This window comes from Pseudomonas sp. AB6 (assembly GCF_034314105.1).
GTDB lineage: Bacteria > Pseudomonadota > Gammaproteobacteria > Pseudomonadales > Pseudomonadaceae > Aquipseudomonas.
Window position 1 is genome coordinate 481,193 of record NZ_JAVIWJ010000001.1, and the last position, 23,710, is coordinate 504,902.

At 55.2% G+C, this 23,710-nt stretch carries 22 protein-coding genes; 14 read left to right on the forward strand and 8 right to left on the reverse strand.

The genetic code is table 11. From position 1 onward, the window contains the following. Positions 1 to 94 precede the first annotated feature (94 nt). A complete protein-coding gene (gene fpr, locus RGW60_RS02295; RefSeq protein ID WP_322201759.1) occupies positions 95 to 874 on the forward strand; it encodes a ferredoxin-NADP reductase in 780 nt (259 codons plus the stop codon). 99 nt (positions 875 to 973) lie between these two features. Here the strand turns inward: fpr and tsaA are convergent, their stop codons facing one another. From tsaA to RGW60_RS02310, 3 genes are all read right to left on the reverse strand, one after another. Continuing rightward, positions 974 to 1,681, reverse strand: coding sequence for a tRNA (N6-threonylcarbamoyladenosine(37)-N6)-methyltransferase TrmO (gene tsaA, locus RGW60_RS02300; protein WP_322201761.1), 708 nt, complete (start codon positions 1,679 to 1,681; stop codon positions 974 to 976). 26 nt (positions 1,682 to 1,707) lie between these two features. Continuing rightward, entirely contained in the window at positions 1,708 to 2,172 is a 465-nt protein-coding gene (locus RGW60_RS02305; protein ID WP_322168115.1) for a DUF1456 family protein, read from the reverse strand. A gap of 77 nt (positions 2,173 to 2,249) precedes the next feature. Beyond that, positions 2,250 to 2,960 carry an rRNA pseudouridine synthase gene (locus tag RGW60_RS02310; RefSeq protein ID WP_322201762.1) on the reverse strand — a complete coding sequence of 237 codons (711 nt, stop codon included), beginning with the start codon at positions 2,958 to 2,960 and terminating at the stop codon, positions 2,250 to 2,252. A 113-nt stretch (positions 2,961 to 3,073) separates the two neighbouring features. On the opposite strand from RGW60_RS02310, the gene RGW60_RS02315 reads away from it, so the two are divergent. Beyond that, positions 3,074 to 4,069 (forward strand): alpha/beta hydrolase, encoded by a 996-nt coding sequence (locus RGW60_RS02315; protein WP_322201764.1) that lies wholly within the window; start codon positions 3,074 to 3,076, stop codon positions 4,067 to 4,069. Between the two features lie 101 nt (positions 4,070 to 4,170). Here the strand turns inward: RGW60_RS02315 and RGW60_RS02320 are convergent, their stop codons facing one another. Both RGW60_RS02320 and RGW60_RS02325 read right to left on the reverse strand, forming a co-directional pair. Beyond that, positions 4,171 to 4,635 carry a GNAT family N-acetyltransferase gene (locus RGW60_RS02320; protein ID WP_322201766.1) on the reverse strand — a complete coding sequence of 155 codons (465 nt, stop codon included), beginning with the start codon at positions 4,633 to 4,635 and terminating at the stop codon, positions 4,171 to 4,173. A gap of 29 nt (positions 4,636 to 4,664) precedes the next feature. Then, complete coding sequence (locus RGW60_RS02325) at positions 4,665 to 5,255, reverse strand: toxin VasX (protein WP_322201767.1); 591 nt, start codon at positions 5,253 to 5,255, stop codon at positions 4,665 to 4,667. Between the two features lie 249 nt (positions 5,256 to 5,504). Between RGW60_RS02325 and RGW60_RS02330 the strand changes: the two genes are divergently transcribed. Together RGW60_RS02330 and RGW60_RS02335 are read left to right on the forward strand one after the other, a co-directional pair. Then, positions 5,505 to 6,851, forward strand: a complete 1,347-nt coding sequence (locus RGW60_RS02330) for an MFS transporter (RefSeq protein WP_322201769.1) — start codon at positions 5,505 to 5,507, stop codon at positions 6,849 to 6,851. Positions 6,852 to 6,935: 84 nt separating this feature from the next. Further along, positions 6,936 to 8,153: an MFS transporter gene (locus RGW60_RS02335; protein ID WP_322201771.1), complete on the forward strand. Its 1,218-nt coding sequence runs from the start codon at positions 6,936 to 6,938 to the stop codon at positions 8,151 to 8,153. A 65-nt stretch (positions 8,154 to 8,218) separates the two neighbouring features. Here RGW60_RS02335 and RGW60_RS02340 read toward each other — a convergent pair whose 3' ends face one another. Continuing rightward, positions 8,219 to 9,199 (reverse strand): DUF1853 family protein, encoded by a 981-nt coding sequence (locus RGW60_RS02340; RefSeq protein WP_322201773.1) that lies wholly within the window; start codon positions 9,197 to 9,199, stop codon positions 8,219 to 8,221. A gap of 171 nt (positions 9,200 to 9,370) precedes the next feature. Here RGW60_RS02340 and RGW60_RS02345 point away from each other — a divergent pair, with 171 nt between their 5' ends. The 6 genes from RGW60_RS02345 to pepN are packed head-to-tail and all read left to right on the forward strand — an operon-like array spanning position 9,371 to position 15,918. Continuing rightward, positions 9,371 to 10,261, forward strand: coding sequence for an NAD(+) kinase (locus RGW60_RS02345; protein WP_322201775.1), 891 nt, complete (start codon positions 9,371 to 9,373; stop codon positions 10,259 to 10,261). Then, the gene (locus RGW60_RS02350) at positions 10,261 to 11,232 is read left to right on the forward strand and encodes a metallophosphoesterase (RefSeq protein ID WP_322201777.1); all 972 of its coding nucleotides are present in this window, start codon (positions 10,261 to 10,263) and stop codon (positions 11,230 to 11,232) included. Before RGW60_RS02345 ends, RGW60_RS02350 begins: the two co-directional genes overlap by 1 nt. After that, the gene (locus RGW60_RS02355; protein ID WP_322201779.1) at positions 11,229 to 12,089 is read left to right on the forward strand and encodes a rhomboid family intramembrane serine protease; all 861 of its coding nucleotides are present in this window, start codon (positions 11,229 to 11,231) and stop codon (positions 12,087 to 12,089) included. Before RGW60_RS02350 ends, RGW60_RS02355 begins: the two co-directional genes overlap by 4 nt. Positions 12,090 to 12,116: 27 nt before the next feature. Next, positions 12,117 to 12,377: a YeaC family protein gene (locus RGW60_RS02360; protein ID WP_322201781.1), complete on the forward strand. Its 261-nt coding sequence runs from the start codon at positions 12,117 to 12,119 to the stop codon at positions 12,375 to 12,377. Next, positions 12,374 to 13,204 carry a DUF2797 domain-containing protein gene (locus RGW60_RS02365; protein ID WP_322201783.1) on the forward strand — a complete coding sequence of 277 codons (831 nt, stop codon included), beginning with the start codon at positions 12,374 to 12,376 and terminating at the stop codon, positions 13,202 to 13,204. Before RGW60_RS02360 ends, RGW60_RS02365 begins: the two co-directional genes overlap by 4 nt. Before the next feature lie 56 nt (positions 13,205 to 13,260). After that, positions 13,261 to 15,918 carry an aminopeptidase N gene (gene pepN / locus RGW60_RS02370; protein WP_322201785.1) on the forward strand — a complete coding sequence of 886 codons (2,658 nt, stop codon included), beginning with the start codon at positions 13,261 to 13,263 and terminating at the stop codon, positions 15,916 to 15,918. A gap of 41 nt (positions 15,919 to 15,959) precedes the next feature. On the opposite strand, the gene RGW60_RS02375 is transcribed toward pepN, so the two are convergent. Beyond that, the gene (locus tag RGW60_RS02375; protein ID WP_322201787.1) at positions 15,960 to 16,802 is read right to left on the reverse strand and encodes a VacJ family lipoprotein; all 843 of its coding nucleotides are present in this window, start codon (positions 16,800 to 16,802) and stop codon (positions 15,960 to 15,962) included. 167 nt (positions 16,803 to 16,969) lie between these two features. Here RGW60_RS02375 and RGW60_RS02380 point away from each other — a divergent pair, with 167 nt between their 5' ends. The 4 genes from RGW60_RS02380 to RGW60_RS02395 all read left to right on the forward strand — a co-directional run bounded on the left by RGW60_RS02380 (position 16,970) and on the right by RGW60_RS02395 (position 22,753). Continuing rightward, positions 16,970 to 17,680 carry a response regulator gene (locus RGW60_RS02380; protein WP_322201789.1) on the forward strand — a complete coding sequence of 237 codons (711 nt, stop codon included), beginning with the start codon at positions 16,970 to 16,972 and terminating at the stop codon, positions 17,678 to 17,680. Continuing rightward, a complete protein-coding gene (locus RGW60_RS02385) occupies positions 17,677 to 19,008 on the forward strand; it encodes an ATP-binding protein (protein WP_322201791.1) in 1,332 nt (443 codons plus the stop codon). Before RGW60_RS02380 ends, RGW60_RS02385 begins: the two co-directional genes overlap by 4 nt. A 248-nt stretch (positions 19,009 to 19,256) precedes the next feature. After that, a complete protein-coding gene (locus RGW60_RS02390) occupies positions 19,257 to 20,342 on the forward strand; it encodes a WD40/YVTN/BNR-like repeat-containing protein (protein WP_322201794.1) in 1,086 nt (361 codons plus the stop codon). Positions 20,343 to 20,365: 23 nt separating this feature from the next. Further along, positions 20,366 to 22,753, forward strand: coding sequence for an RND family transporter (locus tag RGW60_RS02395; protein WP_322201796.1), 2,388 nt, complete (start codon positions 20,366 to 20,368; stop codon positions 22,751 to 22,753). 91 nt (positions 22,754 to 22,844) lie between these two features. Here the strand turns inward: RGW60_RS02395 and RGW60_RS02400 are convergent, their stop codons facing one another. After that, positions 22,845 to 23,567, reverse strand: coding sequence for a FadR/GntR family transcriptional regulator (locus RGW60_RS02400; protein ID WP_322201798.1), 723 nt, complete (start codon positions 23,565 to 23,567; stop codon positions 22,845 to 22,847). Positions 23,568 to 23,710 lie beyond the last annotated feature (143 nt).

Sequence of the window (23,710 nt, forward strand, 5' to 3'; positions counted from 1 at the left end):
ATAATTCGTTTAACAGATATTGTGCTTGCTACTAGAATGACGCGCAATGGCGCTCAACGATGGCGCAAGCGAAACTTTCAGGAGCCACCTTTACATGAGCAACATGAATCACGAGCGCGTCCTCAGCGTCCATCACTGGAACGACACGCTCTTCAGTTTCAAGTGCACCCGTGATCCAGGTCTGCGCTTTGAGAACGGTCAGTTCGTGATGATCGGTCTGCAGCAGCCAAACGGGCGCCCGCTCATGCGTGCTTACTCTATTGCTAGCCCGAACTGGGAAGAGCATCTCGAATTCTTCAGCATCAAAGTGCAAGACGGTCCGCTGACCTCCCAGTTGCAGCACTTGAAGGAAGGCGACGAGATCATCATCAGCAAAAAGCCTACCGGCACGCTGGTGCTTGACGACCTCAAGCCGGGCAAACATTTGTATCTGCTCAGCACAGGCACTGGCCTCGCGCCGTTCATGAGCGTGATTCAGGACCCAGAAACCTACGAGCGTTTCGAGAAAGTTATCCTATGCCACGGCGTACGCTATGTGAATGAAGTTGCTTATCGTGAGTTCATCACCGAGCATTTGCCACAGAACGAATTCTTCGGCGAAGCACTGCGTGAAAAGCTGATTTATTACCCAACCGTCACTCGCGAGCCGTTTGAGAACCAAGGCCGGTTGACCGACTTGATGCGCAGCGGCAAGTTGTTTCGCGACATCGGTCTGCCGCCGATCAATCCTCAGGACGACCGTGCGATGTTGTGCGGTAGCCCGAGCATGTTGGATGAGACCAGCGAAGTGCTAAACAGCTTCGGTCTCAAGGTCTCTCCTCGGATGCGTGAGCCAGGCGATTATTTAATCGAACGCGCTTTCGTCGAGAAATAGATTACCGTCTAAGATTGCACTTTCTCATTAGGCATCAACTTGTTAGCGACAGGCCTGACGCAGTGTGTCAGGTCCGACGCCCCGCTTAAAAGTCGGCTCTTACAAGGTTTGTGCTACGGCGGGTACGACCTCAAGTACATGTATTAGCCCCGCCTGCGGATAATGCCAGCGAACATCCACGTCCCACAGTTGTGTGCCGTAGCGGCGCTCCGGTGCAGGGATCTGATAAGCCGGGCGCGGGTCTTGAGCCAGGCACTGTTCAATCAGTTCGATCAATGGCTCACCTAGGCGTAACGCGTGTTCACGAGCTTGAAACAGCGCGCTGTCTTCCCATTTCACTGGAATCAATAACGGCGCCGCACTGGCGATGCGGTTTGAGGCGCCTTCGACGACGTCGGCATACGGCACGTAGGGTTTGACGTCGAGTACCGGAGTGCCATCCAACAGGTCGATGCCCGAGACCCAGAGACGTCCGGGTTCTACTTTGTCCAGCTTCACCACTGACTGACCAATTCCGTTGGGACGATGGGTTGCCCGTGTGGCAAAGACGCCCGTGAATTGATTGCCACCCAAGCGCGGCGGGCGGACTTTCAGGCGAGGTTTTTCTTCCAGCGCTTGATGAAACAAAAATAGCAGCCAGACATGGCTGACCTGTTCGAGCCCTTGCACGGCGTCGGCATGGTTGAACGGTGCTATGAGTTCCAGCACGCCGCGTGCGGCAGGCGCGAGTTGCGGCTGGCGAGGGATGGCGAACTTCTCTTTGAAACAAGAACGCATGAAGCCGATGGGCGAAACGGTGTAAGTCATGGTCGCCATCGGCCTCGGTGCAGGAATCAGCCGCGAATACGCAGGGTCAGGCCCTTGAGGAAATTACGCAGCAACTGGTCGCCACAGGTGCGGTAGTTGCTGTGGCCGAACTTGCGGAACAAGGCGCTCAGCTCTGGTTTGGAGACCGGAAACTCTGACGCTTTGAGGATCGCGTGCATGTCGTCTTCTTTAAGTTCGAAGGCAACCCGCAGCTTTTTAAGGACGGTGTTATTGGTCACCGGCACTTCGATCTTTTGCGGTGGGCGGCTGTCATCTTTGCCACGTTTGAAGACCACCAAGCCGTCCAGAAAGTGCGCCATGATTTCATCGCTGCAATCCAGATAACCTTCTTCTTCCTCGTCCTTCTTCATGAAGGCGATTACGTCAGCTTTGGAGACATCGTAGCCGCCGAGTTTGACGATATCGACGATTTTGCCATCGCTGATATCAAGCATATAGCGAACGCTACGCAGTACATCGTTGTTCATCATGGTGTTCGGGTCCTGATAAGACGGGGTGAGCGGCGCACGCAAATCCTGGCGCCACTCAAAGGTGGGTCAGCGAAGGGTTAGAATTTTTCCTTGCTGGACAGGTAACGCCACTGGCCTTCTGGCAGCTTGCCCATAGAGACGCCGCCGATGCGTATACGTCGTATGGCGACGACTTTGAGACCAACGGCTTCGCATAGCTGGGCGATGACGCCGGGCTGCGGGTTCTTCATCGCAAAGCGCAGGCGGTTCTCGTTCTGCCAGCTGGCCTTGACTGCTGGCAAATCCTTGCCCTTATAGGTCAATCCATGAGTAAGGCGATTAAGCCCATGGGCAACCATGTCGCCGGAAATCTCGACTACGTATTCCTGTTCGATCTTGCTGCGATCATCAGTCAGCTTGCGTAATACCTTCCAATCCTGACTGAACACCATCAAGCCACTGGCATTGGCTTGTAGGGTGGAGATCGGCGAAAGACGCATGAAGTGCCCTTTGAGTGGGCGCTTGCCGTAGCGATGCTCTTCGGACAGTGTGCCGGGGCTGATCAACTGCAACGCGCTTTCAGCATCAAAGCTCGCGGGTTGATGCAGCAGAATAGTGACGGGCTCAGGTGCAGTCGCCTTGGCATGCGGGTCCAGTTCGATTTTCTGGGCATCGACCTTGAATTGCGGCTCTTCAATGACTTCGCCATCAACCGTGACCCAACCGCCTTCAATAAACAGTTCGGCCTCCCGGCGGGAGCAGCCGAACAATTCGACAAGGCGTTTGGAGAGGCGAATGGGTTCTGTCATGACAAAGAGCCGTACTAGGGGGAAAGGCGGGTATTGTACCCGCGCCCGCCCGGTTAATCGCGGCTACATTGAAAATGCCTTGAGATAGCGTTTTTTTTCTGGAGTCCAGCCCCATGAGCAAATGGTTTATCCTCATGATAATGAGCGTCAGTTTGCCGCTTTTCGCTGCCGAAGCGCCGTCTTACGGCCCACAACTAGAAGGGTTTAATTATCCTTACTCCGCGAAAAACTATGTGTTCGAGTCTCAAGGCCAACGTATCCAAATGGGCTACATGGACATCAAGCCGTCAGCTAAGAGCAACGGAAAAACAGTTGTTCTATTGCACGGAAAAAACTTCTGCGGTGCAACATGGGAATCAGCGATCAAGCCGTTGAGTGAGGCCGGTTACCGAGTGGTGGCGCCTGATCAGATTGGCTTCTGCCGATCAAGCAAGCCTGAGCATTACATCTACAGCTTTGAACAGCTGGCGCAAAACACGCGACGGTTGCTGAACAGTCTGGGTATTGATCACGTCACGGTCGTCGGGCATTCCATGGGCGGTATGCTTGCCACCCGTTTTGCGCTGACGTACTCGAAGCAGGTGGACCAACTGATACTGGTCGACCCGCTAGGCCTGGAAGATTGGAAAGCCAAAGGCGTACCGGCCATTACGTTCGAACAGTGGTATGCCCGTGATCTTAAAACCACTGCGCAAACCATTCGTAAATACCAACAAGCGACCTATTACGCGAACCAGTGGCGACCCGAGTTTGATCGCTGGGTCAGTATGCAAGCCGGCATGTATACCGGCAGCGGCCGCGAAGAGGTTGCCCGGGCATCCGCACGCACCTACGTAATGATCTTCAATCAGCCGGTGTTTTACGAGTTCGAGAAACTGTCAATGCCGACCCTGCTGTTGATCGGCCAGAAAGACAACACCGCCATCGGCAAAGACCTTGCGCCCGAACCGTTGCGCAGCACGTTGGGTAACTATCCGCAATTGGGCAAAGCGGTCGCCAAGCGCATACCCCGCGCAACGCTGGTGGAGTTCGCCGATTTGGGCCATTCACCGCAAATTCAAGATCCAGCACTGTTTAACAAAGCGTTGCTTAATGGCCTGATTCACTGACAGTACTTAATTCCACCTCTGTGGATTTCATTCGGAACGAATTCATTCGCGAATGGCTTGATGGACTGTGCCGGTGTACCGCTTTACGAATGAATTGGGTGCTACAGATTCCCTCCGACCAATTTCAAACGCATGTGCAGCAACGGATAAGGCTGGCCCATGCCATCAAGCTCCTCCCGACCGATGACTTCAAATCCCAGTTTGAGATAGAAACCCCGTGCCTGATGATTCTGTTCATTGACGTCCAGTCTATCTGCATGAAAATGATCGATGGCGTGATTTAACAGCAGCTTTCCGATACCTTGGCCCCGATACTCGGGGTCTATAAACAGCATCTCGACCTTGCCAGCGGCGATTCCGGCAAAACCGGTAATTCGTTGTTGAGTATCTTTGCTGCAAATCAACATCACTGCATCCAGATACTCGTCAAGCACCAGACGCTTGAGCATCAAAATATAGGAGTCGGGCAAGAAATCATGGGTGGCTCGCACCGAGTCTTCCCACAGGCGAGCAAGTTCCGGGTAGTCGCTTTGCTTAGGTGTATGAATGACAGAATGATTTCGCATACAACCTTCTCCTGAGGCCAGCGCGTCGATCAATGATTCGACAGCGCTTGAAGTCGATAGCTGAGGCGGGGTGGTTCTTCTAGTGTCCTCGAATGGATCAGGGGTGCGACAATGTTTTCGCTGTTGGCCTGGGTCAGGTCGACGCGCTGCATGAAGTGCTCGCGCTCACTGGCGTTGTCCAGCACTTGCCGGCATTTGGCGACCGCCCATTGTGTTTCCGCATAAGCCACATGCAGCACGCTGCGCCGGGAGAAAATCATTTCCGGTGGGTCACCCAGCGGCGTGCGATGTTCCTTGATGTCTTTACCGGTAAACAGCCAATACTCCAATGAGCCGTCCTTGACAGTGTATTCGCTCAACAGACCGGTGGCGCTGTCGATCACGTACAAGAAGCCATCGCGCAGCATCTGCAAACCCAGTGGTCGACTTTGCAGCGTGTAGGGCATTGCCATATCAGCGCGAGGATCAAGGCCCGGTTCGACCAGACCGTAACGCATCTGCAGCAGTTGGATAGTGGTTTTCGTCAGCGGACACACGCCGATTTCGCCGAAGGGGGTGGCGCTTTTGGACAGGGCAACCAGATTGGCCATGTGACCACGTGGGGTCATGAAATCGGTCATTGCGCGTTCCTTGCAGTTCGAAAGCGCGCAGCCATGGATATGCAATGTCGCCTCAATCCCCCGGACAGCCTTTGGGAAAAGGCCTACACCTAGTGTCGGCACTTCCTCTCCGCCCGCCGATGGCACGAATCCTGCGGACATTGACCTGCATCGGGTCGGTGTTTGACATGTGGAGGGCAGTTTCAGATCAGCCCCTCCCAACGTGATCCCGATAATCGATACCTTCCTAACGAGCGCGCCGAGGCCAGCATGACAACCCAAGCAATGACGCGGGTAGACCCTGCCACCTTGAGACGTGTGATCTGTGCGGCGGCCATTGGCAACTTTGTCGAATGGTTCGACTTCGCCGTGTATGGTTTTTTGGCAACGACCATTGCCCAGCAGTTTTTCCCCAGCGGCGATCCTGGCGCGGCCCTGCTGAAAACCTTTGCAGTGTTTGCCGTGGCCTTTGCGTTTAGGCCCTTGGGCGGCATCTTTTTTGGCATGCTCGGTGACCGAGTGGGGCGTAAAAAAACCTTGGCCCTGACCATCTTGTTAATGGCTGGCGCCACGACGTTGATCGGTATGCTGCCGAGTTACGCTGCTATCGGCGTCATGGCGCCGGTGCTGTTGACCATTATTCGCTGTGTTCAGGGGTTTTCTGCCGGTGGCGAATATGCCGGTGCTTGCGCTTACTTGATGGAGCACGCGCCGCGCACCGAACGTGCGTGGTACGGCAGCTTTATTCCGGTGTCGACGTTTTCCTCCTTCGCCTGCGCGGCAGTAGTGGCTTACGCGCTGGAATCTTCGCTGTCGTTAGAAGCCATGAGCAGTTGGGGCTGGCGTTTGCCGTTCCTCCTCGCCGCGCCGCTGGGCCTGGTGGGTTTGTACCTGCGCTGGAAACTGGATGAAACCCCGGCGTTTAAAGCCGTCACTAACGAACACGCCGTGACTCACTCGCCGTTACGTGAAACCCTGAAGACCCACGGCGCCGCGATTTGTTGCCTGGGGGCGTTCGTCTCGCTGACGGCGTTGTCGTTCTATATGTTCACCACGTATTTCGCCACCTACTTGCAGGTCGCAGGCGGACTTAGCCGTGCTTCGGCGTTACTGGTGTCGGTGATTGCCTTGGTTTTTGCGGCAGCCATTTGTCCATTGGCGGGTGCGTTTTCTGACCGGGTAGGGCGTCGCGCAACCATAGCCAGTGCGAGCGTGCTGTTGCTGGTGGTGGTATATCCCGCGTTTTTGATGGCCAGTTCGGGATCGTTCATCGCCTCGATTGTCGGCGTGATGCTGCTGGCCGTCGGCGCGGTGTTGTGTGGTGTGGTCACAGCGGCCCTGCTGTCAGAGACATTTCCTACCCGTGCCCGATACACCGCATCGGCGATTACCTACAATCTGGCCTACACGATCTTCGGCGGCACCGCGCCGTTGATGGCAACATGGTTGATTACCTCGACGGGCAGTAATTTATCTCCGGCGTTTTACCTGATGGTGGTCAGCGTGATTGCATTGATTGGCGGGATGGCCTTACCTGAAACGTCGAAAATTTCCTTGCATGGGCCGGAGTGTGAAGAAGATCAACCGCCGCAACAAAAAATGGCATCAATGCGTTAAAAAATGGCACATTGGCGCCCCAAGCGCGGATGACCCGTTTTGCAGGCTTTGCAACGCGCAGGTCCATTTAGACGGATGAACTTCATGGCTCTCACAAACGCGCAGTCGAGCGCAATACCTCCTGTGGTCTCAACGCAGAGCAACCCACTTGTAATGCGCATTATTGGTGCGGTGGCGTTGGCGCACCTGATTAATGACTTGATTCAGTCGGTGCTGCCGTCGATCTACCCGATGCTTAAAGCGAACTACGGTCTCAGCTTCAGCCAGGTTGGTTTGATTACGCTAACATTTCAGCTGACTGCGTCGCTGTTGCAGCCGTGGGTCGGTTATTACACGGATCGCCATCCGAATCCGCTGCTGTTGCCAGCAGGTTCTCTCTGCACTCTGCTGGGTATTTTGATGCTGTCGATGGTTGGTAGCTTTCCACTGATTTTGCTGGCGTCAGCACTGATCGGTATTGGTTCTTCAACCTTCCACCCCGAGGCGTCGCGTATTGCTCGATTGGCCTCGGGTGGTCGTTTTGGTCTGGCGCAATCAACCTTTCAAGTGGGGGGTAACACGGGCTCAGCGTTCGGGCCGTTATTGGCCGCAGCGATCATCATTCCTTTTGGTCAGGGTCATATCGCCTGGTTCGGGCTAATCGCGGTGTTTGCTATAGGTTTGCTTTATGCCATCAGCCGTTGGTACAAGGCGCATTTGAACTTGTTCAAGCTTAAAGCCGGACAAAAAGCCACCCACGGCTTATCGAAAAATCGTGTGATAGCAGCGTTGGTGGTACTTGGATTTTTGGTGTTCTCCAAGTATTTCTACATGGCGAGCTTCACCAGTTATTTCACGTTTTACCTGATCGAGAAATTCAGCCTGTCGGTGGAAAGCTCACAGCTGCACTTGTTCTTATTCCTAGGAGCTGTGGCAGCGGGTACGTTTTTTGGTGGCCCTATCGGCGACAAGGTGGGACGAAAGACCGTAATCTGGTTTTCGATTCTCGGAGTGGCACCTTTTACGTTGGTGCTGCCGTACGCGGACCAGTTCTGGACTACCGTGTTGAGCGTGATCATTGGCTTTATCCTGGCATCCGCGTTTTCTGCCATCGTCGTTTTCGCACAGGAATTGGTACCGGGCAACGTCGGTATGATCGCCGGGGTGTTCTTCGGCCTGATGTTCGGTTTCGGCGGTATTGGCGCTGCGCTACTGGGTTACTTGGCAGACGCCCACGGGATTATTTATGTGTATACGTTGTGCTCATTCCTGCCGTTGCTGGGTATATTTACCGTGTTTTTGCCCAAAACCAAGCATGGGTAAATTCACATGGGTCCATCTTTAGAGCTTGCTCGCGATGGCGGCGCAGTTCTCGCGTGTGACCGGCGTTAAAGCTCCAACGCCCCTAAATTGCGGTTGTTAGTTATGTCCCCAAGGTTCGGCCATTTATCCGAGACCAGGAACAGACGTTCCGCTTCTTCCCACTCGCCTGCTGGATTTTCGCTCAATCTCACCATCAGTTGCGCCGGGGCCATGGGGTCGAGTTGCCTGAGCCAAGCGTCAAGCTGATGGTTTTGCCACGTCTGGTCGTCGCTATAATGGGCAGGTGCCAGCCAGGCGTGACGCGGCAGGGGCTGCCAGCGGCCGACCGGGCTTTGTGCAATAAACGCCAGCCAATCGCGCTGATGAAGCCATCGCCCGTGCAAATGCTGAAGATGCGCCCCAACCGGCGGTTGCGCGTGACCGGGCCATGGATAAAGCAGGTATCCACCGAGCCACAGCTCTGCGCTGAAGTGCGTGATACCCAGCTTGGCTAACGCCTGTCGACTTTCCGGTCGCGCCGAAATAGGCAGTTGATGCTCACTCAAATGCGCCAGCTTACGGTCCAGTCGGTCGTGACAACCTGGCCCCAGCCATTGCGCCGGGTCCTTGCCATTGCCTGCTTGCGGCCCCAAATAGAGTTTGATCGCCAATTCCACGTGATGTACGCCATCAGCGTCGCGCAGCAGCATGTCCAACTCACCCAGCGTTTGCCCGGCCACACGAATCGGGAGGTTGGCCGTTATCAGTTCAACGCCGGGGGCTTGATGCACGGCAAACTGCCAGAGACGTTCGTAATACAGGCCCAAACGCCGGGTTGCGCCCAATGCCAGCCAATGATTGAGGGGATCGCCGTCCTGATCAAGGCGCAAGAGCCAATCGGCGAGGTGTTGCGGGGCCTGCACCCAATCGCTGGCGGTCAACGGATGGCGTTGAGGCCAAGGCGTCTGGCTGAGCATCGGTGGCGCGAGGATCACCCACGCCAAATCGCGCACTTCAGGGTGGCGCAGTTGGGGGGGGAGGTCGAGTAAGCTTGGAAACAAAGTCATGGTGCGAGAATAGCTGGTGTTGCTCTGGCTGGCGCCTTCGTGAATAAATTCGCTCCCACAGCGTGAACTGCGCCCAAGGAGTTGGACAAATATTTTTGTTGGTTTGCCGCTGGCCCAGCCTTTCACCCATAATCGATCTCTTTGAGTCGCATGGAATTTCGCAGGAGCCCCATGGAGCAATTTCGCAATATCGGCATCATTGGTCGCCTCGGCAGTTCGCAGGTGCTGGATACCGTGCGCCGCTTGAAGGCGTTTCTGCTTGAACGGCACATGCATGTGATCCTCGAGGACACTATCGCCGAAGTCTTGCCGGGCCATGGTTTGCAAACATCGACGCGCAAAATGCTTGGGGAAGTCTGCGACATGGTGATTGTCGTCGGCGGTGATGGCAGCCTGCTAGGCGCCGCGCGCGCGTTAGCGCGACATAACGTGCCGGTGCTGGGGATCAACCGAGGCAGCTTGGGTTTCCTCACCGACATTCGTCCCGACGAGTTGGAAGTGAAAGTCGCCGAAGTCTTAGACGGCCACTACTTGGTGGAAAACCGCTTCTTGTTACAAGCAGAAGTCCGGCGTCATGGCGAAGCCATTGGTCAAGGCGATGCGTTAAACGATGTGGTGCTCCACCCCGGCAAATCGACGCGCATGATCGAGTTCGAGTTGTACATCGACGGTCAGTTCGTCTGTAGCCAAAAGGCCGACGGCTTGATCGTTGCTACGCCCACCGGCTCGACTGCCTATGCTTTGTCTGCTGGCGGCCCGATCATGCACCCCAAACTCGACGCCATTGTCATCGTGCCAATGTACCCCCACACCTTATCGGGGAGGCCCATCGTGGTGGACGGCAACAGCGAGTTGAAAATCGTCGTCTCGAAAAACATGCAGATTTATCCCCAGGTCTCCTGTGATGGGCAGAACCACTTTAGCTGCGCGCCCGGCGACACCATTACCGTCAGTAAAAAACCGCAAAAACTGCGCTTGATCCATCCTCTGGACCATAACTATTACGAAGTCTGCCGCACCAAGCTTGGCTGGGGCAGCCGGCTCGGTGGTGGAGGCGATTGATGCTCGATCCCGCGCGTGGCTATGACCTGATCGGTGACGTGCACGGCTGCGCTCATACGCTTGAGCACTTGCTTGACACCCTCGGTTACCGTTTTAAGGGCGGGGTGTGGCGCCATCCTGAACGTATCGCTCTATTCCTGGGCGACATTATTGATCGCGGACCCAGAATTCGTGAAGCGCTGCATATCGTCCGCGGCATGGTCGAGGCCGGTCAGGCGCGCTGCATCATGGGTAACCACGAATTCAATGCGTTGGGTTGGAGTACGCCAGCGCTGCCTGGAACCGATAAGCAATTCGTGCGCGAACATACTCCGCGTCATGCTCGGTTATTAGGTGAAACTCTGAGCCAGTTCGAGCAGCACCCGGCGGAATGGCAGGACTTTCTCGCCTGGTTCTATAAATTGCCGCTGTTCATCGACGCTGGGCGCTTTCGCATGGTTCACGCTTGCTGGGATGCGGAGCTGATTGAACCGCTGCGTGCACTGCACAGCCATGGTTGTATCGACCAGGCTTTTGTTCAGGCCTCCGCAGAAGCGGGAAGTTTCGCCAGCAATGTCTTTGATCGTTTGTTGCGTGGCACCGATATGCGCTTGCCCCACGGCCTGACGCTGACCGGTGGTGATGGCTTGACCCGCGCCTTCTTCCGCACCAAATTCTGGGAAGACGATCCGCAAACCTATGGCGACGTAGTGTTCCAACCGGATGCACTGCCTGAGTTGGTGGCAAAAACGCCGTTAACTTCTACCGAAAAAAGTGCCTTGCTGCGCTATGGCAGTGCCGAGCCGATGTTATTTGTCGGCCACTACTGGCGCAGCGGCCATCCCGCGCCCATAAGGCCGAATCTGGCCTGTCTGGATTACAGCGCCGTGCTTTACGGCAAGTTGGTCGCCTATCGGCTGGACCAAGAAACCCAAATCGACCCGCATAAGTTTGTTTGGGTCGACGTCGAACGTCCCGAGGCTTCGCAATGAGTGCTGTTGCCGTATTTCGTTTGCCATTGACTACCGATTTAAGTGGGTTTGTCAGTTTGCTGCAGCGCTTGCGCGTGCCCCATCGCGTCAGTGAAGACGGCACTGAGCAAGTGCTGTGGGTGCTTGATCCTCAATTGGCCGACGACATCCGCTCGCTGTATCAGCGGTTTCCTGAAGGCGATCCGTCTTTTGAACTGCCGGTGCCCGAACAAGCTACGACTTTGGCCCGGCCCGGCATCGTTCAGCAATTGCGCAATAGCCCAGTTACGACGCTGGTGCTGCTGCTGAGCTTGATTGTCGCGGGCATTACCCTGTTTGGTGAAAATCTTGAAAGTCTCAGCTGGCTGACCTTTCAGGAGTTCAACCTTCAAGGCCAGTTCACGCCGGTGGCCGATAGTCTGGCAGCCGGACAGTGGTGGCGCATTGTGACGCCGATGCTGTTGCACTTTGGCGTCCTGCACTTGGCCATGAACGGTATGTGGTTCTGGGAGTTAGGACGGCGGATCGAGTTGCGTCAGGGCAGTTGGAACTTGCTCGGCCTGACTCTGGTGTTCAGCGCGGTGTCCAACTACGCGCAATATTGGTACAGCGGACCAAGTTTGTTTGGTGGTCTGTCGGGCGTTCTTTACGCCTTACTCGGTCATTGCTGGATCTACCAGATGCTGGCGCCGAACCCGATTTATCGGCTGCCACGTGGCGTGCTGGTGATGATGCTGATCTGGCTGTTGCTGTGTATTTCGGGCCTGGTCAGCATGCTGGGCTTTGGTGCCATTGCCAACGGTGCCCATGTCGGTGGACTGATCATCGGTTGTGTTACAGGTCTATTGGGCGGTGTGTTCGCCCGCCGTAATCGCTAAAATCGCGCACCTACTTTGGAGAGTGCAATGTCCTCTTTCGTTGAAATGATTGAAAACATTACCCCGGATATCTACGAAAGCCTGAAATTGGCTGTAGAGATTGGCAAATGGTCCGATGGCCGCAAGTTGTCCCAAGAGCAGCGCGAGTTGTCCTTGCAGGCACTAATCGCCTGGGAATTGCAGAACCTGCCAGAAGATCAACGCACTGGCTACATGGGTGCGCAGGAGTGTGCGTCCAAGTCCATCACCGTACCGAACATCCTGTTCAAGTCGGATTCCGTCCATTGATCGAAATCGGTCGTGGTGCAGTTAACAAAATGTCGGTGCGCCTTGACGCGCCGACCGTGCAGTACGGTTTTCGTCTGGGTGATACGAACATTCCAGTCAATCCAATGATTGGGAAAACGGTGCGCCTGGAATATCTGGGTGCGATCCATTGCAGCCATTGCGGACGCAAGACCAAAACCAGTTTCAGTCAAGGGTATTGCTACCCCTGCATGATCAAACTGGCCCAGTGTGACGTGTGCATCATGGCCCCGGAAAAATGTCACCACGAACATGGCACCTGCCGTGATCCGGCGTGGGGCGAACAGTTCTGCATGACCGACCACGTGGTGTATTTGGCCAACTCCTCCGGGGTCAAAGTCGGTATTACTCGCGCAACTCAGTTACCGACCCGTTGGCTAGACCAAGGCGCAATCCAAGGGTTACCCATCGCCCGTGTGGCGACCCGGCAACAGTCCGGTTTCGTCGAAGACCTGTTTCGCAGCCAAGTCGCCGACCGCACTAACTGGCGTGCATTGCTCAAAGGCGATGCGTTGCCCGTTGATCTGAGAGCAGTTCGTCAGCAACTTTTCGAGTCTTGCCGTGAAGGCTTGTTGGGCCTGCAAGAACGATTTGGCCTACAGGCTATCCAACTACTCCATGACGTAGAACCCACTGATATTCGTTACCCAGTCGAAGCATATCCAACCAAAATCGTCAGCTTTAACCTGGATAAAAACCCAATTGCTGAAGGCACGCTGCTGGGGATCAAGGGCCAATACCTGATCTTCGATACCGGTGTAATCAACATTCGCAAATACACGGCATACCAACTGGCCGTGCATCACTAGACTTTGAATCACTAGGCACGTCTCCCAAGGACGCGCACCAGTAAGGGGATTCCAGCATGCGCACAGAACAACCGAAAATGATTTACCTGAAAGACTATCAGGCGCCTGAGTACCTCATTGATGAGACGCACCTGACCTTCGAGTTGTTCGATGACCACACGCTGGTCCATGCTCAACTGATCATGCGCCGCAACCCGGCGCGTGGTGCCGGCCTGCCGCCGCTGGTGCTGGACGGGCAATTGCTAGAGCTGGTGATCCTCAAGCTTAATGACACCGAGCTTAGCCCCACCGATTACCTGCTGACGCCCGATAACCTGACGGTGCAGCCGAACGCCGAGCAGTTCACCCTCGACACTACCGTGCGCATCCACCCGGAAACCAACACGGCGCTGGAAGGGCTGTATAAATCCAGCGGCATGTTTTGCACCCAATGCGAGGCCGAAGGCTTTCGCAAGATCACCTATTACCTCGACCGCCCGGACGTGATGAGCAAATTCACCACTACCCTCAGCGCCGAAAAGCACAGCTTTCCGGTGCTGTTGTCCAACGGCAACCCGATTGCCAGCGGCCCGGAAGACGGCGACCGGCACTGGGCGACCTGGGAAGACCCGTTCATGAAACCGGCGTACCTGTTTGCGCTGGTTGCCGGTGATTTGTGGTGCGTCGAAGACACCTTCACCACCATGAGTAATCGTGAAGTGACGCTGCGGATTTACGTCGAGCCAGAGAACATCGACAAATGCCAGCACGCCATGAACAGCCTGAAAAAATCCATGCGCTGGGACGAAGAAACCTACGGTCGTGAATACGATCTGGACATCTTCATGATCGTTGCGGTCAACGATTTCAATATGGGCGCCATGGAGAACAAGGGCCTCAATATCTTCAACTCCAGCGCCGTTTTGGCCCGCGCCGAAACCGCCACCGATGCCGCTCACCAGCGGGTCGAAGCGATTGTTGCCCACGAATATTTCCACAATTGGTCGGGCAACCGCGTGACCTGCCGCGACTGGTTTCAGTTGTCGCTCAAAGAAGGCTTCACGGTGTTCCGCGATTCAGCCTTCTCGGCGGACATGAACTCGCGTACGGTCAAGCGTATCGAGGATGTGGCGTATCTGCGCACCCATCAGTTCGCCGAAGACGCAGGGCCTATGGCCCATGCCGTGCGGCCGGACAGCTTCATCGAGATTTCCAACTTCTATACCTTGACCGTGTACGAAAAGGGCTCGGAAGTGGTCGGCATGATCCAGACCTTGGTCGGCGCCGAAGGCTTCCGCAAGGGCAGCGACCTGTATTTTGAACGCCATGACGGCCAGGCCGTGACCTGTGACGACTTCATTGCCGCCATGGAAGACGCCAACGGCGTCGACCTGACTCAATTCAAACGCTGGTACAGCCAAGCAGGGACGCCACGCTTGGCGGTCAGCGAGTCATACGACAGCGCGGCAAGCACCTACAGCCTGACCTTCCGCCAAAGCTGCCCGCAAACCCCGGACAAGCAGGAAAAGCTGCCGTTCGTGATTCCCGTAGCGCTGGGCTTGTTGGACGCTGCCGGTAATGAATTGCCATTGCGCTTGTCAGACGAAGCCGCCGCTGGCAGCACCACCCGGGTGATCTCGGTCACCGAAGCGGAGCAGACGTTTACCTTTGCCGACATCGCTGAACAGCCTCTGCCATCGTTGCTGCGGGGTTTCTCGGCGCCGGTGAAAATGAGTTTTCCGTACAACCGCGACCAACTGATGTTCTTGATGCAGCACGACAGCGATGGCTTCAATCGTTGGGACGCCGGTCAGCAACTGTCGGTACAGGTGTTGCAAGAATTGATCGGCCAGTATCAAAAAGGTCAGGACTTGGTGCTCGATCAGCGCTTGGTTACGGCGCTGAGCAGCTTGTTGGCCAACGATCAACTGGATCAGGCCATGGTCGCAGAAATGCTGTCATTGCCGGGTGAGGCTTATCTCACTGAAATAAGCGAAATTGCTGACGTCGACGCCATCCACGCCGCCCGTGAGTTCGCCCGCAAGCAATTGGCGACCTTGCTGTTCGATGGCTTGTGGAAGCGTTATCACGCGAATCGTACGCTGTCGAAGACCACGGCCTATATCGCCGAAGCCGAGCATTTCGCCCGTCGCGGTCTGCAAAATATTGCGCTGTCGTACCTGATGCTCAGCGGTAAGCCTGAGGTATTGGCGGCGTGTCTTGAGCAGTTCGAGACCAGCGACAACATGACTGAGCGCCTGACGGCCTTGGCAGTGTTGGTCAACTCACCTTTCGCTGAAGAAAAAGCCAAGGCGCTGGCGACCTTTGCGGAAAATTTCAAAGACAACCCGTTGGTCATGGATCAATGGTTCAGCGTCCAGGCTGGCAGCACCTTGCCGGGCGGTTTGGAACGAGTGCGTGCGCTGATGAAGCACCCTGCGTTCAACATGAAAAATCCGAACAAGGTTCGCTCGGTGGTCGGCGCGTTTGCCGGCCAAAACCTGATCAACTTTCACGCGGCAGACGGTTCGGGTTATCGCTTCCTTGCGGACTTGGTGATTGAGTTGAACGCGTTCAACCCACAGATCGCCTCGCGCCAATTGGCGCCGTTGACGCGCTGGCGTAAATACGACAGCAAACGTCAGGCGTTAATGAAAGGTGAGCTGGAACGCATCCGTGCGTCAGGCGAACTGTCGAGCGATGTGTATGAGGTGGTGAGCAAAAGCCTGGCTTGATGGTGTGCGGATAGCTATAGGGGACCGGGTGCGCGGCAAAGTTACAGCGCACCTTTCGCCGCATCGGCATCTTCCGGGGAGATCAGACAGCGCTGTGCCAAAGTTGAATGGGTAACGGCGCCCTGCTTGCCTTCAAGTACGAGTGCGCTGCGATGCTCTCCTTTTTTATCTCGTAACGCACTGTAGTAGTCGGGCGACAGCTCCAGCTTGTCTGTCAGTGGTAGTGCTCGTGCACGTCCGTCGACGATACCACCCACGGTGTTCACGGTACTTAAGGTGCTGTAGGTGCTGCTATTAACATTGCCAAAAGGGTCCAGCACAAAATTGGCGACTTTTCCCACGCTGTCCCTCACGTTTGAAGAACCAAATAGGGGAAGCTCCACTGTTGGCCCGCTACGCAAACCCCACACGCCAAACGTCTGCCCAAAATCCGCTTCATGGTAAGGACGATCCCAGCCGGTGGCAACGTCCATCAAGCCCAGCACACCCACCGTGCTGTTCACCACAAAACGCTGCAACGTATTTGCCGAGCGGCGAATGTTGCCTTGAAGCACGTCATTGATAAACACCTTAGGCTCGCCGAAGTTCGAGGTAAAGTTGTGGACGCCATGTTGAACCAGCTCAGGCAGACGCTTATACCCATGAGCAACTGGTTTTAAGGCGTAGGTATCAACCCCCTTATTGAAAGCAAAGACTTTGCGGTTGACCGAAGCGCCTGGATCGTTGACCTGATAATTCAGTTCGTCGCACGGCACTTCTGTCGGTAGTTGAGTGCAGGCGCCCAGAATCCCCGCTCCCAATAATAGACCAACGATCTGAAGTGGCGCTCTCCAGGTATTTTCCGGGTTTTTTCGGGATTTTATACGTCTGAGTGCTGACTGCATGGCGGTATTTTCCAGTGGATGGCGTTCACCCAAGAATGGCTACCGGACCTTGCTGGAATATGTCCCGTTTATGCCATAACGGAATGATTATTACGGAATTGAAATATATGACCGAGCCCTCCAATTGACTTAGATTAGGGCTCGTTAATAGCCCTGACTGGACCCTCGTGAGCAAACTCCTGATCGTCGACGATGACGTCGAAATCCTCGACCTGCTGAAAAGGCTTTTCGTTAAGCACGCATACGAAGTGGCGGTCGCGTGTGATGGTGTGGCCATGTGGGTGGCGATTAAGAACGAACGCCCTGACATCATCGTGCTGGACGTGATGTTACCGGGAGAGGGCGGTCTGAGTCTGTGCCAGAAAATCCGTGCTGAATCGAACACGCCGGTGGTCATGCTAACCGCCATGAGTGAGGTCAGTGATCGAATCATCGGCTTGGAGCTGGGCGCCGATGATTATTTGACCAAACCGTTTGACCCCCGCGAGCTGTTGGCCCGTTTGCGCTCAGTGCAAAGGCGTATGGCGGATCAACCCGTGCGCTTGGCAGTTGACGTGCGTCCATTGATTTTGTTTGGTAGTTGGCAACTTGACGTCACTCGACGAGAGCTGCGTTCAACCGAAGGCGTCATGGTTCCGCTTTCGGGAGGCGAATTTGATTTGCTGCGAGTATTTGTAGACCATCCGCAACGCATCTTGACTCGAGAGCAATTACTCGATCTTGCCCGGGGACATTCCCATGAGGCCTTCGATCGCAGTATTGATGTGCAGGTCAGCCGCTTGCGCCGCAAGATCGAACCCGACAGCAAACGCCCGGACATCATCCGCACCGTGCGCAATGGCGGTTATATCTTCACCGCCAGTGTGAGCCGCCAATGAGCAAACCCCACGGTTCTCAAGACACGATAGTGAGCTGGATTGCACTCACCATTGCGGCAGCCATGATCGCGTCGCTTGGGCTCTACGCACTGTTTATCCAAGCCGCTGGGGTCTGGTCGCGTCCGTCGCTGGAACAGATCGGATTGCTAGATCAAGCCGCTGCCATCACCCGTATCATTGATGCCGCCCCAGTCCAATTACGCCCAAAATTAGCCAGCGCCGCGAGCAATCCGCTGTTCACCGTCAGTTGGTACGCGCAACACTCGAGTATCGGAGCGCCACTTAAAACCGGGGTTCAATTCACTGACGCTATTGTGATTCAGCGACTAACGAGTTCGCCGCAACGTCGAGTAGAGGCCTACGGACCTCAAGATTGGCCAAAAGGCGATTCCCTACCCCACTACATGCTCGCCGTACAGTTAACTGATGCGACTTGGTTGGCATTTGTCGCGCCGGAGCGCACGTGGGGTCTATCTCAAACTGCACGCAACGCCGTGCTGGGGCTGCTGGGTTTGATCGCCGCGTTGTCAGTGGCTTGGTTTGCTACTCGTCGACTGGCCGCTCCATTGAGGCGTTTTGCTCATGCTGCCAAACGTTTCGGTGGTGATTTTCACTCCCCTGCCATCACCCCCGAAGGGCCCTACGAAATACGCCAAGCCATCATTGCGTTCAATGCCATGCAGGCGCAGATTCGGCATTTCGTCACTGATCGAACTCAGATGCTCGCAGCCATTTCCCATGATTTAAGGGCGCCACTGACCCGCATGCGGTTGCGCGGCGAGTTCATTGAAGATGAGGAGCAACAGCGCAAACTTTTTCGTGATGTAGATGAAATGCAGTCGATGATCACCTCGGCCTTGGAGTTTTTTCGCGATGATGCCCGGCTTGAGACTGCCACCGCTTTCGATCTTTCCGAATTGATTCAAACTCTCATTGATGACTACCGCGATCAGGGTGTGACAGTAGATTTTTCCGGCCCCAGCAAACAGGTTTATTTCGGCCGCCCGTTGGGTATCAAACGGGTCGTCACTAACTTGTTGGAAAATACGATCAAATATGCAGTAGCGCCACGTATCGACCTGACTCAGTCTGAGACGTCGATCATCATTGAGGTGACTGACAGTGGACCGGGTATTCCCCAAGCGCTGCTTGAGAAGGTCTTCGAGCCGTTTTTTAGACTGGAGGCTTCACGTAATCGCAACACCGGCGGTGTCGGGCTGGGTCTGTCGGCAGCTCGGGCGATTGTTCTGGAGCATGGCGGGGAGTTACGTCTTTATCGTCGGCTCGAAGGCGGCACGATAGCACGGGCCTCGTTGCCCAAGCAGTAACCGGCTGGCTCAGTAAACGACTCCTGCGGATCACTGTCTCTGGCAGCGCTTATCGCTCATCAATCAAACGAATACCTCATAATCACGCCGTATCGGCTTAACAAAAGATAACGTCATGTCGATTGTCATACGTTTCTAAAGCTGGATAGGATAGGCCTGCTTCCGAAAGGGTGCTCCTAGAGCGCTTGCAGCTGTTTACTCAGCGCACTTGAAGGTCGACCTAATAACAATAAGAAGGGGAATAGTCTATGAGTGAGCCTGTGAGCCGGCGCACCCAGCTCGATGGGGCGTTGGCGTTGTGCCCCCCATTGACGTTACACAAAGGCACGTCCCTGGCGGCAGCGTTGTGTGTACTCGGCGTACTCTCGGTGTTTGTGTTTTGCACGCCTGTATACGCGGCGCAAGCCGCTGCTCAAAACCCCGAGATATCCATCCTGTCATCCCGATCTTCTCGTAGCCTATTACTCGGTATTACTCACGCTGGCGCGCGTCTGGTAACAGTGGGTGACCGGGGGCATATTTTGTACTCCGATGACCAGGGCAAAACCTGGACCCAAGCCACAGTGCCAAGCCGTCAGTTATTAACGGCTGTCTATTTTGCCGACGACAAACATGGCTGGGCAGTCGGCCATGATGCACAGATCCTTGCCAGCATCGACGGCGGCGTCACCTGGACCAAACAGTTCGAAGACCTCAAACGTGAGGCGCCGCTGTTGGATCTTTGGTTCAAAGACATCAACACCGGATTTGCCGTAGGCGCGTATGGTGCATTGCTGACCACTACCGATGGCGGCGCACATTGGGCTGATGTCAGCGACCGCATCGACAACCAAGACCAGTATCACTACAACGGCATCACTTACGTGAAGGACTCCGGCTTATTCATCGTTGGCGAACAAGGCTGCATGTTTCGCTCCGCCGACGACGGCCAGACCTGGGAGCGGGTGCAAAGTCCGTATCAGGGTTCACTGTTTGGCGTTATCGCCACTGCTAAACCTGCAACGCTGTTGGCTTACGGTTTGCGCGGTAACTTACTGCGCTCTACCAACTTCGGTGACACTTGGACCCCTATTGGTTTGAAAGGCGCCCGTGGCCCGCTGGAATTTGGCCTGTCGGGGGCGTCCTTGTTACCCGATGATTCGCTGGTGCTGGTAGGCAATGGCGGCAGCGTCATGCGCAGTAGCGATAATGGACAGACGTTCGTGGTAACCAACCGTTCTGATCGAATTTCCCTTGCAGGTGTGACCGTTAATGACAAAGGCGATCTGATCCTGGTAGGGCAAGGCGGCGTCCACATCACCTCGCCCACCGGCGCTGAGCTGGTCCAACAATAAGACCTATTAAGGCGAGAATTTTTATGACCAATCACCAACCACTGACGCCTCAAACTAAACCCACTCGTCTTGAGAATCTGATTTTCAACCATCGCCCTGCGGTGATCTTTATCTGCCTGGTGGTTAGTATTTTCCTGTTCTACCAAGCGACACTGGTGAGGCCTTCGACCAGCTTCGAAAAAATGATTCCGCTGGAGCATCCGTTTATTCAGAAGATGCTTGAGCACCGCCACGACTTGGCCAACATGGGCAACACCGTGCGGATTTCCGTGGAAGCGGTGAAGGGCGATATTTTCACCAAGGAGTACATGGAAACTTTGCGTCAGATCAACGACGAAGTGTTTTACATTCCAGGCGTTGATCGTTCTGGGATGAAGTCGTTGTGGAGCCCTAACGTGCGCTGGACCGAGGTGACCGAAGAGGGTTTTGCCGGCGGTGAAGTCATCCCTCAAAGCTACAACGGTTCTGAAGACAGCCTTGATTTACTGCGCAACAACGTACTCAAGTCCGGTCAAGTCGGGCGTTTGGTATCCAACGATTTTAAATCCAGTGTGGTCGAAATTCCGCTATTGGAGTCGTACCCTGACCCACAAGACCAAGGTAAATTGCTTGCCCTTGATTACCGGCAACTGTCCCATCAGCTCGAAGAGAAAGTTCGCGACAAGTTTCAGGCGCAAAACCCGAATGTGAAGGTACATATCGTCGGCTTTGCAAAAAAAGTTGGCGACCTGATCGATGGTCTGGTCATGGTAGTGATGTTCTTTGGTGTAGCGTTCATGATTACCCTCGTGGCGCTGATCTGGTTTACTCGCTGCGTGCGAAGTACCGTCGCGGTATTGAGTACCACCTTGATTGCGGTGGTCTGGCAACTAGGTTTGATGCACCTGGTCGGCTTCGGTTTGGACCCGTATTCAATGCTTGTGCCGTTCCTGATCTTTGCCATTGGTATCTCCCACGGGGTACAGAAAATCAACGGCATTGCGCTGCAATCCAGCGAGGCCGAAAACTCTTTGATGGCCGCGCGAAGGACGTTCCGTCAATTGTTCCTCCCAGGGATGATCGCGATCCTTGCAGACGCCGTGGGGTTTATTACGTTGTTGATTATCAACATCGGGGTAATCCATGAGTTGGCCATTGGCGCGTCAATTGGAGTGGCCGTCATTGTCTTCACCAATTTGATCCTGCTGCCAGTGGCCATTTCCTACGTCGGGATCAGCAGGAAGGCGATCAGTCGCAGTAAAGAGGATGCAGTGCGTGAGCATAAGTTTTGGCGTTTGCTGTCGAACTTTGCCAATCCGAAAGTTGCTCGGGTATCGATTGTTCTGGCGCTGCTGGCCTTTGGCGGCGGCCTTTGGTATAGCCAGAACCTTAAAATTGGTGACCTTGACCAGGGCGCGCCGGAGCTGCGCCCGGATTCGCGTTACAACAAGGACAACCGTTTTATCATCAACAATTACTCCACCAGCTCCGACGTATTGGTGGTAATGGTCAAGACGCCACCTGAAGGCTGTTCGGCTTATCCCACGATGTCGGCGATCAACGAGCTGACCTGGAAGATGGAGAACACCCCCGGCGTACAGTCGGCGATCTCTTTGGTGACGGTGTCTAAGCAGATGATCAAAGGCATGAATGAGGGCAACCTGAAATGGGAATCCTTATCGCGCAATAAGGATGTGCTGAACAACTCCATTGCCCGAGCCGATAGCCTGTATAACAGCGACTGTTCGCTGGCACCGCTACTCGTGTTCCTTAACGACCATAAAGCCGAAACCCTTGACCGGGTTGTAAATGCGGTTAAGGACTTCGCTCAGCAAAATGACAAGGACGGTCTGCAATTCCAACTGGCGGCGGGTAACGCCGGGATTGAAGCAGCGACCAACGAAGTGATCAAAGAGTCTGAGCTGACGATTCTGATTTTGGTATACGTTTGTGTAGCGACCATGTGCATGATCACTTTCCGTTCATGGGCTGCGACCTTGTGCATCATCTTGCCGTTGGTTCTGACGTCGGTACTGGGCAATGCACTGATGGCGTTCATGGGCATTGGCGTCAAGGTGGCGACGCTGCCGGTGGTGGCGCTTGGGGTGGGGATTGGCGTTGACTACGGGATTTATATCTACAGCCGACTGGAAACCTTCCTTCGTGCCGGCCTACCGCTGCAAGAGGCGTATTACCAGACGCTGAAATCTACCGGTAAAGCGGTGCTGTTCACTGGTTTGTGCCTTGCAATTGGTGTTTGTACCTGGATTTTCTCAGCAATCAAGTTCCAGGCCGACATGGGTCTGATGCTGACCTTTATGTTGCTGTGGAACATGTTCGGTGCCTTATGGCTGTTACCGGCCATCGCTCGGTTCTTGCTCAGACCGGAGAAAATGGCTGGGCAAGTAGGGCACTCTTTGTTTTCCCACTGAGTGATTCAACGCTTCGCAAGCAAGCCTGCTCCCACAGCGTAATCTTTGTGGGGCAGGCTTGCCTGCGAATGGGGCTATTGGGTTTCGCAGATTAACCCTGGTTTTCCCGCCCCAACACCAGCTTTAGTGCAAATTGCGCATCATCCAACTGCACCAGCGTTGCGTGCTTTGCGGCGAGGGCATCGCGGTTTTCGATGGCAGTGAGGATCGCTTTGTGACGCGGCATCGCCAACTCATGCAAGTTAGGTCGCTGATTGGAGTGCTTCAATGCTTCGCGCAGGGCCAGCGACAACATGTTGCTCAAGTGGGCGAGCAGGTCGTTGTGAGTGGCGTCGGCGATTCGGCTGTGGAAATCCAGGTCAGGCTGTAACAACTCTTCGGGTGACGTCGCGGCGTCCATGCGCTGGTACGCTTCGCTGATCGAGGCGATTTCTTCGTCCGTTGCATGCTGGGCGGCGAGGGCGGCGGCGGCAGGCTCAATGATGCTGCGAACGCTGGTCAGCAGGGCGAAGAACTCATTTTGTGGCGTGCTTTGCATGACCCAGTGCAACACGTCCGGGTCGAGCAAATGCCATTCACGGCGCGGTTTGACCACCGTGCCGACCCGAGGCCGGGAATACACCAGGCCTTTGGCAACCAATACCCGCGTGGCCTCACGCAGCACTGGCCGGCTGACCGCATATTCTTCGCACAAGGTCGCTTCAGCCGGCAGTTTGTCGTCGGGCTTAAAGCGACCGGAGACAATCTGCATGCCGACTTCCTGAACGATACGGGCGTGCATGCTTTTGCGGGCTGAGGGCTTACGGTAATCCATGGGGGACGTGTTGATCCTGAGTCGTGAATGCGGCGGATCATAACATTGCGCCCCTTATGTGGTGGGGCTGATGGCCTCTTCGCGAATGAATTCGCTCCCACAGAGTGACTAAACCCGTGGAAGCGAATTCATTCGCGAAGGCA